General features: G+C 68.2%; 13 protein-coding genes. 3 read left to right on the forward strand and 10 right to left on the reverse strand.

Annotated features, from left to right (window positions below):
- Nucleotides 1-41: 41 nt before the first annotated feature.
- Nucleotides 42-3,008, forward strand: a complete 2,967-nt coding sequence (locus tag ACSQ19_RS09765; protein ID WP_299344403.1) for a ligand-binding sensor domain-containing diguanylate cyclase — start codon at nucleotides 42-44, stop codon at nucleotides 3,006-3,008.
- On the opposite strand, the gene ACSQ19_RS09770 is transcribed toward ACSQ19_RS09765, so the two are convergent.
- From ACSQ19_RS09770 to ilvC, 9 genes are all read right to left on the reverse strand, one after another.
- Nucleotides 3,009-3,341: a hypothetical protein gene (locus ACSQ19_RS09770; protein ID WP_296279291.1), complete on the reverse strand. Its 333-nt coding sequence runs from the start codon at nucleotides 3,339-3,341 to the stop codon at nucleotides 3,009-3,011. It lies immediately after the preceding gene.
- A 71-nt stretch (nucleotides 3,342-3,412) separates the two neighbouring features.
- Complete coding sequence (gene leuB / locus ACSQ19_RS09775) at nucleotides 3,413-4,501, reverse strand: 3-isopropylmalate dehydrogenase (protein WP_296279292.1); 1,089 nt, start codon at nucleotides 4,499-4,501, stop codon at nucleotides 3,413-3,415.
- Complete coding sequence (gene leuD, locus ACSQ19_RS09780) at nucleotides 4,491-5,072, reverse strand: 3-isopropylmalate dehydratase small subunit (RefSeq protein ID WP_296279294.1); 582 nt, start codon at nucleotides 5,070-5,072, stop codon at nucleotides 4,491-4,493. The genes leuB and leuD overlap by 11 nt, the downstream gene beginning before the upstream one ends.
- Nucleotides 5,072-6,493 (reverse strand): 3-isopropylmalate dehydratase large subunit, encoded by a 1,422-nt coding sequence (gene leuC / locus ACSQ19_RS09785; RefSeq protein ID WP_435996637.1) that lies wholly within the window; start codon nucleotides 6,491-6,493, stop codon nucleotides 5,072-5,074. Before leuC ends, leuD begins: the two co-directional genes overlap by 1 nt.
- A gap of 46 nt (nucleotides 6,494-6,539) precedes the next feature.
- Nucleotides 6,540-8,090, reverse strand: coding sequence for a 2-isopropylmalate synthase (locus ACSQ19_RS09790; protein WP_435996639.1), 1,551 nt, complete (start codon nucleotides 8,088-8,090; stop codon nucleotides 6,540-6,542).
- On the reverse strand, nucleotides 8,087-9,220 hold the full coding sequence (locus ACSQ19_RS09795; protein ID WP_185895072.1) for a threonine dehydratase: 1,134 nt from the start codon (nucleotides 9,218-9,220) through the stop codon (nucleotides 8,087-8,089). Before ACSQ19_RS09795 ends, ACSQ19_RS09790 begins: the two co-directional genes overlap by 4 nt.
- 72 nt (nucleotides 9,221-9,292) lie before the next feature.
- The gene (locus tag ACSQ19_RS09800; RefSeq protein ID WP_185895073.1) at nucleotides 9,293-9,565 is read right to left on the reverse strand and encodes an ACT domain-containing protein; all 273 of its coding nucleotides are present in this window, start codon (nucleotides 9,563-9,565) and stop codon (nucleotides 9,293-9,295) included.
- Complete coding sequence (ilvG, locus tag ACSQ19_RS09805; RefSeq protein WP_435996642.1) at nucleotides 9,549-11,297, reverse strand: acetolactate synthase 2 catalytic subunit; 1,749 nt, start codon at nucleotides 11,295-11,297, stop codon at nucleotides 9,549-9,551. Before ilvG ends, ACSQ19_RS09800 begins: the two co-directional genes overlap by 17 nt.
- Entirely contained in the window at nucleotides 11,294-12,301 is a 1,008-nt protein-coding gene (ilvC, locus tag ACSQ19_RS09810; protein ID WP_296279308.1) for a ketol-acid reductoisomerase, read from the reverse strand. The genes ilvG and ilvC overlap by 4 nt, the downstream gene beginning before the upstream one ends.
- A 366-nt stretch (nucleotides 12,302-12,667) precedes the next feature.
- Between ilvC and ilvD the strand changes: the two genes are divergently transcribed.
- Nucleotides 12,668-14,509 (forward strand): dihydroxy-acid dehydratase, encoded by a 1,842-nt coding sequence (ilvD, locus tag ACSQ19_RS09815; RefSeq protein ID WP_436000931.1) that lies wholly within the window; start codon nucleotides 12,668-12,670, stop codon nucleotides 14,507-14,509.
- Between the two features lie 7 nt (nucleotides 14,510-14,516).
- Nucleotides 14,517-15,368 carry a phosphate/phosphite/phosphonate ABC transporter substrate-binding protein gene (locus ACSQ19_RS09820; protein ID WP_435996644.1) on the forward strand — a complete coding sequence of 284 codons (852 nt, stop codon included), beginning with the start codon at nucleotides 14,517-14,519 and terminating at the stop codon, nucleotides 15,366-15,368.
- Nucleotides 15,369-15,392: 24 nt separating this feature from the next.
- Here the strand turns inward: ACSQ19_RS09820 and ACSQ19_RS09825 are convergent, their stop codons facing one another.
- On the reverse strand, nucleotides 15,393-17,333 hold the full coding sequence (locus ACSQ19_RS09825) for an alpha/beta hydrolase family protein (protein ID WP_435996646.1): 1,941 nt from the start codon (nucleotides 17,331-17,333) through the stop codon (nucleotides 15,393-15,395).
- Nucleotides 17,334-17,410: the final 77 nt, after the last annotated feature.

Raw genomic sequence — 17,410 nt, forward strand, 5'->3', positions numbered from 1 at the left:
ATACTGTGGAGGTCGAAGCCCCTCCGGACCCTGTGCCCGCCGTGCGCCGCCTGCTGATCCAAGGCCTGTGTCTGCTGGTCCTGCTCGTCGGCGCCCCCGCGTGGGCGCTGGACCCTGCGCGCAAGGTCGACGAGTACACGATCGCGCGCTGGACCATGGAGGACGGGCTGCCGCACAACCTGATACACGCCATCCACCAGGATGCCGACGGGTACGTGTGGACCGGGACATGGGAGGGCGCGGCGCGCTTCGACGGCCGCCGCTTTACCGCTTACGACGCAGGCACGGTCGAGGGGCTGGAAATCGAGGGCGTGCGCGCGATCACGCCGCACCCGCAGGGCGGCATGGTGCTGAGCCTGGGCCGCGTGGGGCCGGGTGTACTGCGCTTCCACCAAGGGCGCTGGCAGCGACTGCCGGGCCGCGCAGGCACGCTGGCGGATGTTTCCGTGCTGCGCTACGGACCGGACGGTGCCCTGTGGATCGGGACCGACCATGCCCTGTTCCGCATGGAGGCGGACGGCCGCCTGCTGGAAATCGAGAGCGATCACGCGCGTCTTGCCAACGAGCGGGTGCTGACGATCCTGCCGTTGCAGGACGGGCGGGCGCTGGTGGGCAACCGCCACGGCCTGTTCCGGATCGACCAGGGAAAAGCCAGCGAATGGGGCAGCGGTGTCGGCTTGCCGGAAACGTCGGTGCTGGCGGTGCAACCGTCGCGCTGGGGCGGGCTGCTGGTCGGCGGCAGCGCAGGCGTCTGGCGGCTGGAGCACGGGCGGGCCCGGCAGATCACCGGCGAACGCGTCGAAGCCATGCTGGAGGACCGCAACGGCAACCTGTGGGTCTCCACCCTCGACGGCCTGCGTCGCTACGCGCAGGGGCGCTATGAAACCCTGGGCGAGCGCGAGGGCCTGATGGGTCGGCTGGCGCCCGCCCTGTTCGAGGACCGCGATGGCCTGTTGTGGGTGGGCACCACCAACGGGCTGTACCGCATCTCCGACGGGCCGGTGTTCGGACTGGGCCGCAGCAGCGGGCTGCGCGACATCTACGTGCGCGCGATCATCGAGCGGCCCGGGCAGGGCGCGTGGATCGGCCATCCGATGGGCGTGGACGCCTGGCAGGCGGGGCGGAGCCGCGCCGTGCCGCTCGCCTTCGATGGCAAGTCCGATCCGTCCGTGCTGTCACTGGCCAATGCGCGCGACGGCGGACTGTGGATCGGGACCTACGACCAGGGCGTGATCCATCTGCCCGCCGCCGGCGAAGGCGCGCAGGGTTCGCCCTGGCGCCTGGACGAAGCGGATGGCCTGCCGTCCAACCATGTGCGCGCACTGCTCGAACGTGCGGACGGCTCCTTGTGGATCGGCAGCAACGAAGGCGTGACCGTCTATCGCGAGGGCCGCATCGTGCGCCATTACGACGCCGACGACGGCCTGCCCGACGGCAACGTCTACGTGCTCTACGAAACGGCGCAGGGCGTGCTGTGGATCGGCACCAGCAACGGCATGGCGATGATGCAGCGCGATGGCACGCTGCGCCGCTGGACGCCGATGTCCGATTTCCCGGCCGTCGCCGCATTCGACTTCCTCGCCGACCCCGACGGCAGCCTGTGGGTCGCCTCCGACCGCGGCCTGCTGCACTGGCGCGACGGCACGTTCATGCAGTTCGACCATCGCCAGGGACTGCCGAACAATCGCCTGTTCCGGCTGCTGGAGGACGACAACGGGGATTTCTGGGTATCGAGCAATCGTGGCGTCTTCCGCATCTCGCGCCCGGCGCTGACGGCCGTCGAGAACCGCCATCTGACGCGCCTGCCGGTGGAAGCGTTCACCCATGCGGACGGACTGCCGAGCAGCCAGGCCAACGGTGCCTCCGCGCCGGCGGGCTGGCCGATGCGCGACGGCAAGCTGTGGTTCGCGACGGCGAACGGCGTTGGCGTGATCGATCCGGACGACGCCCGTCGCCAACGCAGCCAGGGCGTCACGCTGGTCATCGAGTCGGTGGAAGCCGACGGCCGCGTGCTGCCCTTGCAGGCGCGCTACGCCCTGGCGGCGGACACGCGCCGCGTGGTGATCCGCTTCACCGGGCTGAACCAGCGCGCTCCCGAGCGACTCCGCTATCGCTACCGCATGGTCGGCTTCGACCGTGGCTGGATCGAGACCGACAACGGCGTCGCGCACGATGCGGTGTACACCAACCTGCCCGCGGGCAAACTTCGCTTTGAAGTACAGGTGATGAACGCGCCCGCGGACTGGAGCAGGCCGGAAGGCCTGGTGATGCGCACGGCGGACCTGGACAAGGCGGCGCCGTGGTGGCTGCAGGCATGGGCGATGGTCGCCTACGTCGTGCTGGCCGGTGTGCTGGGTTGGGGCGTCCTGCTGTTGGCGATGCGGGGCCAGCGGCATCGCCAGCATCGCCTGCAGGTACAGATCGATGCGCGCACCTCGGAGCTGAGCGACAAGAACGCGCAGCTCGAACAGGCCGGCGAGGCGAATGCGCGGTTGCTGGAGCAGTTGGCCTACCAGGCCCGCCACGATCCCCTGACCCGGCTTGCCAATCGCCGTGCCGGCGACGCGTTCCTCGCCGAGGCACTCGACACCAGCCGCCGCGAAGGGCGGCCGCTGTCCGTGGCCTTGCTGGACATCGACCACTTCAAGACCGTCAACGACCGTTACGGCCACGCATTCGGCGATGACGTCCTGTCTCAGGTCGCGGCGCTGGCAGGGCAGGCGATCGGCGATCACGACGACGTACTGATCGCACGGTGGGGCGGGGAAGAGTTCCTGGTCTGCCAGCAGTTGCCGTGGTCGACTGCGCGTGCGCGCCTGGACGCCCTGCGCGAAGGCATCGCCCAGGCCGGCATCGACACGCCCGACGGCGGCACGTTGCGATGCACGGTGAGCATCGGCGTCGCGGAACTGGAGGCCGGGCAGGACCTGCGCGACCTGCTACGGGTCGCCGACGAGCGCCTCTACCGCGCGAAACAGCAGGGCCGCAATCGCCTGGTGTCGGGCTGATCAGCGACCGACGAACCGCAGCCCGCCCGCTTCGCCTTCGCCGACGGTTTCAGGATCGGTCACCAGCGCATTCTCGAAGCCGCCGCCGCTGCCGCTGTAGAGCAGGTAGACCGGCTTCTCGTTGCGCAGCAGGTCGATCGCGTTCTGGAAATCGTCCAGGTGATAGTGCAGCTGCGGCTGCGTCCCGTTCAGCCCGTCCTGGGGCAACGCGGCACCGTTGGCATGGAACACCAACTGGCCGATGTATGCGCCGCCGGCCATCAGGCCGATTCGGCGGCGGAAGGTGTTGGCGGAATAGATGACGTGGTACTTCTCGATCTGAGTCGTGGGCATCGTGCCTGTCCTGTGCGTGCATCCCCTGCCTGTCCTTCAACGCAGGGGATGCCGCCCTCAGGCCACGCGCCTCAGTCGCGCAGTTCGGCCACGTAGCACTGCGCCTGCATCTGTTCGAGTACGGCCTGCGCCGCCACCTGCGTGGACACACCGCGGCCGCCGGTAGCCAGGTCGTTGGTGAACACCTGCGCGTTGAGCGCGCCATCCACGGACCGTTCGATGCAGTCCGCTTCCTCATGCAGGCCCAGCGAGTGGCGCAGCAGCAGCGCGCAGCTCAGGATGGTGGCGTAGGGATTGGCGATGCCCTTGCCCGCGATGTCCGGCGCGGAGCCATGGATCGGTTCGTACAGGCCGACCTTGCCGTCGCCCAGCGACGCCGAGGGCAGCAGGCCGAGCGAACCGGCCAGCATCGAGGCCTCGTCGGTCAGGATGTCGCCGAACATGTTCTCGGTGACGATGACGTCGTACTCGCGTGGCTTGGCGAGCAGGTGCATGGCCATCGAGTCCACCAGCTGATGTTCCAGCTTCACGTCGGGGAATTCCTCGTGGCCGATGCGCGTGGCGACGTCGCGCCACAGGCGCGAGGTCTCCAGCACATTGGCCTTGTCGACCGAGACCAGGTAACCACGCCGTTGCCGGGCCAGCTTGAATGCGCTGCGCACCACGCGCTCGATCTCGGTGACCGAATAGCTGCACAGGTCGCTGGCGCCGCGCGCATCGCGGGTCTTCTCGCCGAAGTAGATGCCGCCGGTCAACTCGCGCACCACCACGATGTCCACGCCGGTGAGCAGGTGCGGCTTGATCGGGGAGGCGTTCAGTGCGGCCGGGTGCGGGCGGACCGGACGCAGGTTGGCGAACAGGCCCAGCCCCTTGCGCAGTGCCAGCAGTCCCTGCTCCGGGCGGACCTTGGCGTTCGGGTCCGACCACTTCGGGCCGCCCACGGCGCCGAGCAGCACCGCGTTCGCCTGCTGGCAGCCCTGCAGCGTCGCCTGCGGCAATGGTTCGCCGTGCCTGTCGATGGCGATGCCACCGATGTCGTACTCGTGGAAGTCGAAGGTATGGCCGTGGCGGCGCGCGAGCGCGCGCAGCACGGTGACGGCGGCGGCGGTGACTTCCGGACCGATGCCGTCACCGGGCAGGAGGGCGATGTCAGCGTGCATGGCGGGTGGCCTCGTAGCGTTCGATGTCGGTGTGGCGGGCCAGCAGGTAGCCCAGTTCGTCGACGCCCTGCAGCAGGCAGGTCTGCGCGAAGGCATCGAGCGGGAAGGAAAAGACGTCACCCTGCGGCGTGCGGAGTTCCTTCGCGGCGACATCGACGACGAGTTCGTCGTCGGGGCGCTGCATCAGGGCCTGCACCACTTCTTCCGGCAACACGACCGGCACCAGGCCGTTCTTCAGGCTGTTGTTGCGGAAGATGTCGGCGATCTCGCTGCTGACGATCGCGCGCAGGCCCAGGTCGGTCAGTGCCCAGGGCGCGTGCTCGCGCGAGGATCCGCAGCCGAAGTTGCGGCCGGCCAGCAGGATCTCCCGCCCGGCGTTCGCGGACTGGTTGAAGGGAAACGACGGGTTCGGCGAGCCATCGGCCTGCCAGCGCCAGTCGTTGAATGCGTTCTTGCCCAGCCCCGCACGGTCGGTCGTCGACAGGAAGCGCGCGGGGATGATCTGGTCGGTGTCGATGTTGGTCTGCGCCAGCACCACGCTCTGCGAGCGGATTTCGCGGAAGCCGGCCATCACGCCACCGCCTTCTGGTGGTCGAACAGATCGCGTGGGTCGCTGACCCGTCCGTTCACCGCCGCCCACGCTGCGGTCAGCGGCGATGCCAGCAACGTGCGCGCGCCCGGACCCTGGCGGCCTTCGAAGTTGCGGTTGCTGGTGCTGACGGCCAACTGGCCCGGGGCCACCAGGTCGCCATTCATGGCGATGCACATCGAGCAGCCGGGCTCGCGCCACTCGGCTCCGGCGTCGCGGACCACCTGGTCGATGCCCTCGGCTTCGGCTTCGCGCTTGACGATCTCCGAGCCCGGCACGACCAGCATGCGCACGCCGGCGGCCACCTTGCGACCACGCAGCACCTGCGCCACGTCGCGCATGTCGCGCAGGCGTCCGTTGGTGCAGGAACCGACGAACACCACGTCCACCGGCGTGCCTTCCAGCGCATGGCCGGCACTGAGCTGCATGTAGTCCAGGCCCTTCTTCGCGGCCGCGTCGGCAGGTTCGGGAATCGGCACATCGATCCCGATCGCGGTGCCTGGATGCGTACCCCAGGTCAGAGTCGGCCGGATGTCGGCGGCATCGATTTGGACCTCGGCATCGAACGTGGCGCCGTCTTCGCTGCGCAGCGTCTTCCAGTACGCGACAGCGTCGTCGAACGCCTCGCCCTTCGGTCCGCGAGGCGTGCGCGCGACCCAGTCGAACGTGGTCTGGTCCGGCGCCACCATGCCCGCACGCGCTCCGGCCTCGATCGACATGTTGCACAGGGTCATGCGCTGCTCCATGTCCAGCGCCTCGATGGCGCTGCCACGGAACTCGATGACATGGCCGGTGCCGCCGTTGACGCCGATCACGCCGATCACGTGCAGGACGATGTCCTTGGCGCCGACGCCGGGCGCGAGGGTACCGTCGACGGTGATGGCCATCGTTTTCGGCTTGCGCTGCAGCAGGCACTGGGTGGCCAGCACGTGGCCGACTTCACTGGTGCCGATGCCGAACGCCAGCGCGCCGAACGCACCATGCGTGCTGGTGTGGCTGTCGCCGCAGACGATGGTCATCCCGGGCAGGGTGAAGCCCTGCTCCGGCGCGATGACATGGACGATGCCGCGGTTCGGCGACGCCATGTCGAACAGTTCGATGCCGTGCTCGGCGCAGTTGCGCGCCAGCGTTTCCACCTGCGTTTCGGCCGCCTTGGTGTAGTACGGCAGCTTGCCATCGGCACCGGCGGGCAGGGTGGGCGTAGAGTGGTCCATCGTCGCCTTCGTGCGATCCGGGCGGCGCGGCGACAGGCCACGTGCCTTGAGCTCCGTGAAGGCTTGTGGCGACGTGACCTCGTGGATCAGGTGCAGGTCGATGTAGAGCACGGCGGGAGCGGCGTCGGTCTCGGGGACGACGACGTGGGCTTCCCACAGTTTGTCGAACAAGGTGTGTGGCGCGGTCATGCGGGTTCCGGTGGTGCGTTGGACGGGGTGAAAACAGGGTGGCGCCTCAGGCGGCCGCTGCTTCTTGCTTCTCGGCGCGGCGCTGGCGCAGCAGCCGGTTGGCGACATCCAGCCAGGCCAACGCGCTGGCCTCGATGATGTCCTTGCTGGTGCCGGTGCCTTCGTACTCCTCGCCGTCGCAGCGCACCGACAGGCTGGCTTCGCCGCGCGCATCGGCACCGATGCCCACGCTGTGCACCTGGTAGCTCTCCAACTGCAGTTGCACGCCGGTGGCGGCGGCCAGTGCGCTGAACAGCGCATCGACCGGGCCATTGCCCTGTGCGGTTTCCGAAATGCGGTTGCCGTCCGGATCCGACAGTTCGACCAGCGCGTTGGCGCGGCTCCCGACGTCGCTGATCGTCATCGACGACAGCCGGTAACCATCGCTGACCGGTGCGTCCTGCATCAGCGCCTGCAGGTCGGCGTCGCCGATCACGCGCTGCTTCTCGCACAGGGTCTTGAACTGCTCGAACACCAGCTTCAGCTCGTCCTCTTCCAGCCAGTAGCCCAGCGCACGCAGGCGCTGTTCGACCGCCGCGCGCCCGCTGTGGCGGCCCAGCACCATCTGCGACGACGGCCAGCCCACGTCCTGAGGCTGCATGATCTCGTAGGTGCCGCGGTGGCGCAGCATGCCGTGCTGGTGGATGCCGGATTCGTGCGCGAACGCGTTGGCGCCGACGATGGCCTTGTTGCGCTGGACGGGCATGCCGACCAGGCGCGACAGCAGCTGCGAGGTCGGCACGATGCGGCGGGTGTCGATGCGCGTATCCAGGGTGTAGAACGCGCTGCGGACCTTCAGCGCCATCACCAGTTCCTCGATCGCGCAGTTGCCCGCACGCTCGCCGATGCCGTTGATCGATCCTTCCACCTGGCGCGCACCGCCTTCGATGGCGGCCAGCGAGTTCGCGACCGCCAGGCCCAGGTCGTTGTGGCAGTGGGCGCTGAACACCACCTTGTCGGCGCCGGGTACCTTGGCGATCGCGCGCTCGAACATGCCGCGGATCTCCTCCGGCGTGGTGAAGCCGACCGTGTCCGGCAGGTTGATGGTGGTCGCGCCGGCGGAAATCGCGGCGGCGATCGCTTCGTGCAGGAAGTCCTCCTCGGTGCGGGTCGCGTCTTCGGCGGAGAACTCGATGTCGTCGACATGGCCCCGCGCCATGCGCACATGCTTGTCGATGGATTCCAGTACCTGCTCGCGGCTCATCCGCAGCTTGTGCTCGCGGTGCAGCGGGCTGGTGGACAGGAACAGGTGCAGGCGCGGCTTCGCGCCCGACGCCAGCGTGCGCAGCGAGGTCTCGATGTCGCCCGGCAGGCAACGGGAGAGCACCGCCAGCGTAGTCTCGCGCAGCTCGCGTGCGATCAACGCATGCGCTTCGCGGTCGGACTGCGAGCTGGCGGGAAAGCCGGTCTCGATGATGTCCACGCCCAGGTCGGCCAGGCCGCGGGCCATCACCACTTTCTGCTGCGGCGTCATGCTGCAACCCGGGGATTGCTCGCCGTCGCGCAGCGTGGTGTCGAAAATTCGGATCTGTGCGGGGGTGGGAATGGTCGTGTTCACCAGATGGATTCCTCGTGTACTTCTGTTTCCGTGGCGGCGACCGCGATGCGGCGCGTGCCTGTCTTGATGGGGAGTCTGGCCGCGGCGCGGGCGGGCGCGCGGGGGCTGGGAAGCGAGGGCTCGCCCTCGGCGTTGCGCCGGCGCGGCTTGCGCGGAGGACGCGGTCGCACGTCGGACAGCAGCTGCGCCAGCACGGTCGCGTCGATATTGCCACCAGAAACCACCGCGCACTTGCGCTTGCCGGCGACGCGACGACCGGCGGCCAAGGCCAGCGCACCGGCGCCCTCGGCGATCAGGTGCTCTTCCAGCGCCAAGCGCACCAGCGTCTCGCGCAGTTCGGCTTCGCGCACGGTCACCACGTCGTCCAGCAACTGCGTGCACAGGCGACGGGTGATGAAGCCGGGCACCTTCACCCGCACGCCATCGGCCAGCGAGGCGACCGGATCCTTCGGTGCGGTGTCGCCCTTCATCGCGCGGATCATCGAATCCACGCCCTCGACCTGCGCGCCGACCACGCGCACGCCCTGCGACTTCAGCGCCAGGGCGACGCCCGATGCCAGTCCACCACCGCCGATCGGCACGATGACGACATCCGGGCTGTAGGGTGCGATCTCGATGCCGACCGTGCCCTGGCCGGCGATCACGTCGGGGTCGTCGAAGGCGGACAGGAAGCGGTAGCCATTCTGCTCGGCCAGTTCCTTCGCAAAGGCGAAGGCTTCGTCATAGCTGTCGCCATGCTGGCGCACGGTGGCACCCCAGTGGGCGACGCCGGCGATCTTGGTCTGCGGCGCGCCGTGCGGCATCACCGTGATCGCCTGCACGCCCAGCCGGTACGCCGCCCAGGCCAGCCCTTGCGCGTGGTTGCCTGCGGAGGCGGCGATCACCGGCCTTCGGTCGCCACGCTCGCGGGCGGCCAGCAAGGCGTTCAACGCACCACGGACCTTGTAGGAGCCGGTGCGCTGCAGGTTCTCCAGCTTCAGCATCACGCCGAAACGTTCCGCATGATGCAGCGGGGTGGGAGGCAGGTAACGCCGCAGCCGCGCCTGCGCCGCCAGCACATCGGCCACGGTGACGACGACGTCGCCTACGTCCGGTTCGTTGCTGGCGGGCGCGCGGCCGGCATCAGGCATCGCGGCACGCGAACGGCTGATGTCGAAGAAGACCCCTCCAGACCACGGCGCCTGCGTTGGCGGGCGTGGCGTTCAAGCAGCGCGCTCCTGGCGGCGATGGTCGCGGCTCAGTTCCTGCACGGCACTGAAGGACAGTTCCTCCACGTCGTAGATCTTCAGCAGCTGCTGGCGCAGGGTCTCCGGTGCGCGGGTGCTGTCGATCACCAGCGCCAGCGCCCAGTAGCCTTCGCCGTCGTGGGTGGCGTGCACCGCATGGGGCGGAAAGCCGCGGCGCTCGATCATGCCCAGCACGCGTACCAGGGCGCCCTCGGCAGGTTTGAGCTTCAGTTCAAGCCGGTAACGCATTCTTCTTCTCCGGGCCGTCGGCCGCGATGGCAGTCTCGGCGGCGACCTTGGCGGGATTGGCGTCCAGCATCGAGCTGTTGGCGTGGTTCGGCGGCACCAGCGGCCACACGTTGGCCTTGATGTCGATGGTGACGTGCAGCAGCGCCGGACCCGGCGCGGACAGCAGGTCTACCAGCGCGCCTTCGACCTCGTCGCGCAGGCTGATGTGGTGCGCCGGAATGCCGAACACGCGGGCCAGCGCGGCGAAGTCCGGGTTGTCGGACAGGTCGATCTCGCTGTAGCGCTCGGCGAAGAACAGTTCCTGCCATTGCCGCACCATGCCCAGCGCGCTGTTGTCGATCAGCACGATCTTCACCGGCAGCTTGCAGCGGGCGATGGTCGCCAGCTCCTGCACGTTCATCATGAAGCCGCCATCACCATTGACCAGGATGACGGTGCGGTCCGGACAGGCGAACTGCGCGCCCATCGCCGCCGGCAGGCCGAAGCCCATCGTGCCCAGTGCGCCGCTGGTCAGGTGGTTGCGCGGGTGGGTGAACTTGCAGTGCTGCGCCACCCACATCTGGTGCTGGCCGACGTCGCACGCGATGATCGCGTCCGCCGGCGCCACTTCGCTCAACCGCTTCAGCAGGCCGGGCGCATATATGTCGGTGCCGGGCGCGTCATAGCGGAAGCCGAACCGTTCGCGATTGCCCAGGCAGTGCCTGCGCCATTCATCGCAGGTGCTGCGCGCGGCCGTCAGCGCCTTCAGGCTGGTGGCGACATCGCCGGGCACCGCGATGTCGGCGGTGCGCAGCTTGCCGATCTCATAGGCGTCGGCATCCACGTGCAGCACGCGGGCGAACGGGGCGAACTCGGCCAGCTTGCCGGTGGCCCGGTCGTCGAAGCGCGCACCCACCACGATCAGCAGGTCGCACTCCTGGGTGGCCATGTTGGCCGCGCGCGTCCCGTGCATGCCCAGCATGCCCAGGTAGTGCGGATGGTTCGCGGGCAGGGCGCCCAGGCCGCGCAGGGTCAGCACGGTGGGAATCTTCGTGGCGTCGACGAACTGGCGGAACGCCTCCACCGCATCCGCGATGCCGATCCCGCCACCGCCATAGATCAGCGGTTTCTCGGCACCGGCGATGGCGGCCAGCGCATCGGCCAGCTTCGCGTCGTCCGGCGCCGGCAGCGGATCGACGCTGGCCGGCACGTGGTCGGGCAGGTGCGAGGCGTCGGACATCTGCACGTCCTTGGGCAGATCGATCAACACCGGGCCGGGACGCCCTTCGCGCGCGATGCGGAAGGCTTCGCGCACCATGTCCGGCAGGTCGTCCACGCGCCGGGCGACAAAGCTGTGCTTCACGATCGGCAGGGTCAGGCCGAACACGTCCAGTTCCTGGAACGCGTCGGTGCCCATCAGCGTGGTCGCGACCTGGCCGGTCAGGCAGACCATCGGCACCGAGTCCAGCATCGCATCGGCGATGCCGGTCACCAGGTTGGACGCGCCGGGGCCGGAGGTGGCCACGCACACGCCGACCTTGCCGCTGGCGCGCGCATAGCCATTCGCCGCCAGCGCCGCGCCCTGCTCATGGCGCACCAGGATGTGCTTGAGGTTGGAATCCACCAGCGCGTCGTAGAACGGCATGATGGTGCCGCCGGGATAGCCGAACAGCGTGTCCACGCCCTCGGCTTCCAGGGCGTGGGCCAGCCAGCGGGCGCCATTGCGTGGGGCAGTGGCCGCGGCGGCGTTCATGCGGCGGCCTGCTCGTCTGTATCGGGTTGGCTGGCATTGGCCTGCAGCCACACCATCTTCGCGCGCAGTTCCTTGCCGACCTTCTCGATCGGATGATCCTTGTCGGCCTGCTGGAATTTCTTGTAGTTCGGCAGCCCGGCGTCGTACTCGGCCTGCCAGTTGCGGGTGAAGGTGCCGTTCTGGATGTCGGTCAGCACGTCCTTCATGCGCGCCTTCACCGAAGCGTCGATGACGCGCGGGCCACTGACGAAATCGCCGTACTGCGCGGTTTCGGAGATGAATTCCAGCATGCGGGTGATGCCGCCTTCGTAGAACAGGTCGACGATCAGCTTCAGCTCGTGCAGCACTTCGTAGTAGGCGATTTCCGGCTGGTAGCCGGCTTCCACCAGCGTCTCGAAGCCGGCCTGCACCAGCGACGAGGCGCCGCCGCACAGCACGGCCTGTTCGCCGAACAGGTCGGTCTCGGTCTCTTCCTTGAAGGTGGTCTTGATGATGTTGGCGCGCGCGCCGCCCAGGCCGCCGGCGTAGGCCAGGGCGAACTGCTCGGCCTGGCCGCTCTTGTCCTGGTACACGGCGTAGATGCACGGCACGCCGCGACCGATCTCGTATTCGCGGCGCACCAGCGCGCCAGGACCTTTCGGCGCGACCAGCACCACGTCCAGGTCGGCGCGCGGTTCGATCATGCCGAAGTGCACGTTGAGGCCGTGCGCGAACAGCAGCACCGCGCCCTGCTTCATGTTCGGCGCCAGCACGTCGGCGTAGAGCTTCTTCTGCACCATGTCCGGCGTCAGCACCGCGACCAGGTCGGCATCCTTCACCGCATCGGCCACCGCCTTCACCGCGAAGCCGTCGGCCTGCGCCTTGGCCTCCGTCGGGCCGCCCGGACGCAGGCCGACGGTGACGTCGAAGCCGGAATCGCGCAGGTTCAGCGCATGCGCGCGGCCCTGGCTGCCGTAGCCGACGACAGTGATCTTGGGTTGCGGGAGAGCATTGGCGGTGGTCATGGAGCGTGGTTCCTGGAGAGTTGAGGTAAGGACAGGCGCTTAAACAAAAAACCCCGCACTTCTCAGTGCGGGGTTTTGCGAATCTGGCGTTGCTTGCTGCTTACACGCCGGTTCGTCCCGCAGTTGTGGGCGAGGTAATAAGGACGAGTACGAGGAGCGAGCCCGCAACGGGTGCGGTGATGTCGGTCATCGTGTGCGTGTGGCGTTGCAACATGCGGCAAGAGAAACATGCCGCTCCAAACCGTGTCAAGCGCTTTTCCGTCGTTTGCGACGATCGGATGATTTCAATCGAGATGGTTGCAACTGAAACCGTGGAAAGCCAGCAGAATCAAGGCTTCCCACGTCATCGCCGCACCGCTGGTTTTCATGCCCGAGTACCGTTCCAAGACCTCCACCCACGGCCGCAACATGGCCGGCGCCCGCGCGCTGTGGCGCGCCACCGGCATGCGGGACGAGGACTTCCACAAACCCATCGTGGCCATCGCCAACTCGTTCACGCAGTTCGTGCCCGGACACGTGCACCTCAAGGATCTTGGTCAGCTGGTCGCCCGCGAGATCGAGCGTGTCGGCGGCGTGGCGAAGGAGTTCGACACCATCGCCGTCGACGACGGCATCGCGATGGGCCACGACGGCATGCTGTACTCGCTGCCGTCGCGCGAAGTGATCGCCGACTCGGTCGAGTACATGGTCAACGCGCACTGCGCCGATGCGCTGGTATGCATCTCCAACTGCGACAAGATCACCCCGGGCATGTTGATGGCCGCGCTTCGGTTGAACATCCCGACAGTGTTCGTGTCCGGTGGCCCGATGGAAGCCGGCAAGACACGCCTGGCCGACCACAAGCTCGACCTCGTCGATGCGATGGTGATGGCGGCCGACCCGAACGTGTCCGACGAGGAGGTCGCTGCCGTCGAGCGCAGCGCCTGTCCGACCTGCGGGTCGTGCAGCGGCATGTTCACCGCCAACTCGATGAACTGCCTGACCGAGGCGCTCGGCCTGTCGCTGCCGGGCAACGGCACCGTGGTGGCCACGCATGCGGACCGCGAGCAGCTGTTCAAGCGTGCCGGCGTCACCGCCGTGGAGTTGTGCCATCGCTGGTACGGTGGCGAGGACGCGACCGCGTTGCCGCGCGGCATCGCCACGTTCGAGGCGTTCGAGAATGCGATGACGCTGGACATCGCGATGGGCGGTTCCACCAACACCATCCTGCACCTGCTTGCCGCGGCGCAGGAGGGCGAAGTCCCGTTCGACATGCGCGACATCGATCGCCTGTCGCGGCGCGTGCCGCAGCTGTGCAAGGTGGCGCCGAACACGCAGAAATACCACATCGAGGACGTGCACCGAGCCGGCGGCATCATGGCGATCCTCGGCGAACTGGCGCGCGGTGGATTGCTGCATGTCGACGTTCCTACCGTGCACGCGAAGACGCTGGGCGAGGCGATCGCGAAGTGGGACGTCACGACCAACGACGATGACGCCGTCACGACCTTCTACAAGGCGGGTCCGGCCGGCATTCCCACCCAGGTCGCCTTCAGCCAGGCCACGCGCTGGCCGTCGCTGGACATCGACCGTGCCGAAGGCTGCATCCGCAGTGTCGAGCATGCCTATTCGCGGGAAGGCGGCCTGGCCGTGCTTTACGGCAACATCGCCCGCGATGGCTGCGTGGTGAAGACCGCGGGCGTGGACGAGTCGATCCATGTCTTCGAAGGCACGGCGCGCGTGTTCGAAAGCCAGGACGCGGCGGTGGCCGGCATCCTCGGCGACGAGGTGACGGCGGGCGACGTGGTCGTCATCCGCTACGAAGGACCCAAGGGCGGGCCCGGCATGCAGGAAATGCTGTACCCGACCAGCTACCTGAAATCGAAGGGACTCGGGAAACAGTGCGCACTGCTGACCGATGGCCGCTTCTCGGGCGGCACCTCCGGTCTGTCGATCGGTCATGCATCGCCGGAAGCCGCCGCGGGCGGCTCAATCGGCCTGGTGCGCGATGGCGACCGCATCCGCATCGATATCCCTCAGCGCTCGATCGCCTTGCTGGTCTCGGACGAGGAACTCGCCGCACGCCGCGCGGCCCAGGATGCGAGGGGCTGGAAGCCCGCGCAGCCGCGTGCGCGCAAGGTCAGCACCGCGTTGAAAGCGTACGCCCTGCTCGCGACCAGCGCCAACAAGGGCGCGGTACGCGACAAGCAGCTGCTGGATGGGGTCTGATAGCGGGATGACCCGCGTCTTCCTGTTCGTCGTCCTGTCGCTGCTGTCCGTCCTGCCCGCGTGGGCGCAGGAGACGCCGCCGCGGCCCTGGGTGATTGCGACCTACGCGTATCCGCAACGCGACCGGGCGGCGGCCATCCAGCCGTTGGCCGACTACTTGGGGTTACGCGCGCGGCATCCGGTGCAGGTGCGCCTGTTCGATTCGCCGACTGCGCTCGTCGATGCACTGCGGCGTGGTGAGGTCGACGTGGCCGTCCCCAACCTGCATGGGTACCTGCAGGCGCGGCGCGCTAGCGAAACGCTGACGACCCTGCCCGTGCCGCAGGTGCCGGCGCTGCAGGCGGACCGCTACCGCGCCGTGCTGATCGCTCGGCAGGGACTCGAAGCGCCGGGCGAACTGGAGCGGCAGGCGAAGACCCTGCGACTGATGCTCGTCGGCCGCGATTCGGCCTCCGGTGGTTTCGTGCCGGTGCGCGAACTGCGCCGACGCGGTCTGGAGCCCGCAAAAGCCTTCGGCCATCTTGCTTACGCCGGATCCCATGCGGCCGCCTTGGAGGCCGTGGCGACGGGAGGGGCAGACGTCGCTGGACTCGCAGCCGATGTCTACGACGCCGACCGGCCAGCCGGCGTGGCCGAGCTGTGGCGCTCGGAGCCCATTCCGCCCGGCCCGCTGCTGTGCCGACCCGCGGCCGACGTGCCGTGCCAGCAGTTCGCGGCGTGGTTGCTCGAGGCCCACGAGGCCGCCCCGGCCGTGATGGCCGCGCTGCGGGCAGGGTGGCCTGAGTTCGGCGATGCGCAGCGATTCATGGTGCCGGACCGGCAACTTCTGGATGCGTCGGACCTCCGGATCGAGCCGTAGGTACGGATCGCGAGCAGACGTGCGTCAGGGCGCGGCCGGCCCGATGTGCTTCGCCAGGAATGCCTCGAGTTTTCGATAGAACGCGATGTTGTTGGCGTCGGCATGGAAACCGTGCCCCTCGCCGGCCACCGCCAACCATTCCGGCGCGCGACCCGCACGCTCGAGCGCTGCACGCATCGCGCGGGCCTGGGCGATCGGGGTGCGTTCGTCCACCTCTCCGTGCACCAGCAGAACGGGTGCCGTGATCTGCGGGGCCAGCGTCGTGGGTGATGCGGCGAGCAACGCCGCATCGTCGCGACCGATGGCGCGTTCGAGATAGTTGGTGCCGTACTGCGTGCTGCGGATGTCGCCCTTGGCATACATCATCTTGAGGTCGTACACCCCTGCGAGACCGGCGGCGCACTTGATCTGGTCGGGCGCCCTTGCTGCAAGCATCAGGGCGGAGTAGGCGCCGAAACTGGCACCGTAGGCGCAGATGCGGTCCGCATCCGCGTACCCCTGCGCGATCGTCCAGCGCAGTCCGTCCAGCAGGTCGTCCTGCACTCGCGTGCCCCATTTCAGGTAGCCGGCCTCTTCGAACGCACGTCCGCGCCCGCTTGAGCCGCGGTAGTTCACCTGCACGACCATATAACCGCGGCTCGCAAGGAACTGGGCGTCCTGGTCGAATGCCCAGTCATCACGGACCGCGTGGGGGCCGCCGTGCGGCAACACGACCGTGGGCAGGTCGGCGGGCGCCGTGACCCCCGCAGGCAGGGTCATGAACCCCTCCAGTTCCGTGCCATCGCTTGCGCGGAAACGGAACGCGCGCCGCTCACCCATTCGGGCGGCATCTATTCCCTGCCGGCTGGAAATCAGGAGCGCGGCATTCTGCCGTCCTCGATCAAACAGGTACCAGTTGCCTGGGTCCCGGTCGCTGAACACATACAGCAGAGATTTTCTACCGTCGCGGCTGTGGTCCACATAGGTGACGTAGTGGTCCGGGAAGCTGTTGGACAGGGCTTCGTGCAATTGGGCATCGGCCGATTGCGTATCGAAGTAGACGGCACGCGGGCGACCGTCGTCGACGACGGCAGCGAAGGGCTGGAGAGGAGCCGCGGTCCATTCCATACCCGAAACGCTGCGCCAGGAGTGCTGTGCGAGCACACGATGGTCGCGGCCCTCCTGCGACGAGGAGACCAATCTCGCGGGTCCGCCGTTGACGGACTGCAGCGCAAACACACGCTGCCCGTCCGCGCTGAACGCATAGGGCGTCCACGCGGTCCCCGACTCCGGCGCGGCGGGCTTCCAGCTCTTGCCCTGGGCGTCGGCGATGAACAGCATTGGTCGGTCGTCATCGTCGGTGCCCGAGGCGAATCGCGGAATGCCTTGGGGGTCCAGTGTGAAGCGCATGTCCTTGACGCCGATATCGGCGACCAGGCGTCCGGTGGCATTGCCGGCATCCACCTCGTAAAGCTGGGAACGCTGGGTGCCACGCGACAGCCGGCGCATGTAGAAACGGCCATTGGGCGTCTCCGGCACGCCCTCGATGTAGCCGAATCCTGCTTCGACGCCGCCGGTGCGGAGCGTCTGCTGGTAGCCGAAGACGTACTTCTGGTTGGTGCCGTCGGCGTCGGTTGCGATGATGTCGCCGGTCGGGATGGGAGCTTCGCGCGATCCCAGTTGCCGACCCTTTGCCAGCACCAGCCGGGTATCGCTGACCCACGCAACCTGAGTGGGAAGTTCATAGCGTGGCAGTCGCAGTAGTGCGGTGCGGTGCATGTCGGCGGTGCGGTGCACCACCAGTGCGTGATGGCCATCGCCAAGATCGGCCGTGATCGCCACATGCGCTCCATCCGGCGACAGTCTCGGTGAATGCAGGCGGCTGGTGGTGGCGAACGACTCAACGGGGACGAGGGCGTCTGCGAGCGCGGGCGCGGTATGCGCGGTGAGCAAGGCCGCCACGGCGGCCCATGTCTTGAGTCCCATCTTCCCCTCGCCGTTGTTCCGCCCCCGCGGCCCCGGGGCCAAGGATATCCCGGCTGTCGGCCAAGCGTGAGACGGGG

The sequence above is a fragment of the Pseudoxanthomonas sp. LjRoot127 genome, from assembly GCF_964253495.1.
Classification (GTDB): domain Bacteria; phylum Pseudomonadota; class Gammaproteobacteria; order Xanthomonadales; family Xanthomonadaceae; genus Pseudoxanthomonas_A.

Coding starts and splice junctions, on each gene's coding strand:
- ACSQ19_RS09770 (WP_296279291.1), bottom strand. CDS start 3,341: ATGCCCACGACTCAGATCGAGAAGTACCACGTCATCTATTCCGCCAAC.
- leuB (WP_296279292.1), bottom strand. CDS start 4,501: ATGCACGCTGACATCGCCCTCCTGCCCGGTGACGGCATCGGTCCGGAA.
- leuD (WP_296279294.1), bottom strand. CDS start 5,072: ATGGCCGGCTTCCGCGAAATCCGCTCGCAGAGCGTGGTGCTGGCGCAG.
- leuC (WP_435996637.1), bottom strand. CDS start 6,493: ATGACCGCGCCACACACCTTGTTCGACAAACTGTGGGAAGCCCACGTC.
- ACSQ19_RS09795 (WP_185895072.1), bottom strand. CDS start 9,220: ATGCCTGATGCCGGCCGCGCGCCCGCCAGCAACGAACCGGACGTAGGC.
- ACSQ19_RS09800 (WP_185895073.1), bottom strand. CDS start 9,565: ATGCGTTACCGGCTTGAACTGAAGCTCAAACCTGCCGAGGGCGCCCTG.
- ilvG (WP_435996642.1), bottom strand. CDS start 11,297: ATGAACGCCGCCGCGGCCACTGCCCCACGCAATGGCGCCCGCTGGCTG.
- ilvC (WP_296279308.1), bottom strand. CDS start 12,301: ATGACCACCGCCAATGCTCTCCCGCAACCCAAGATCACTGTCGTCGGC.
- ilvD (WP_436000931.1), top strand. CDS start 12,668: ATGCCCGAGTACCGTTCCAAGACCTCCACCCACGGCCGCAACATGGCC.
- ACSQ19_RS09820 (WP_435996644.1), top strand. CDS start 14,517: ATGACCCGCGTCTTCCTGTTCGTCGTCCTGTCGCTGCTGTCCGTCCTG.
- ACSQ19_RS09825 (WP_435996646.1), bottom strand. CDS start 17,333: ATGGGACTCAAGACATGGGCCGCCGTGGCGGCCTTGCTCACCGCGCAT.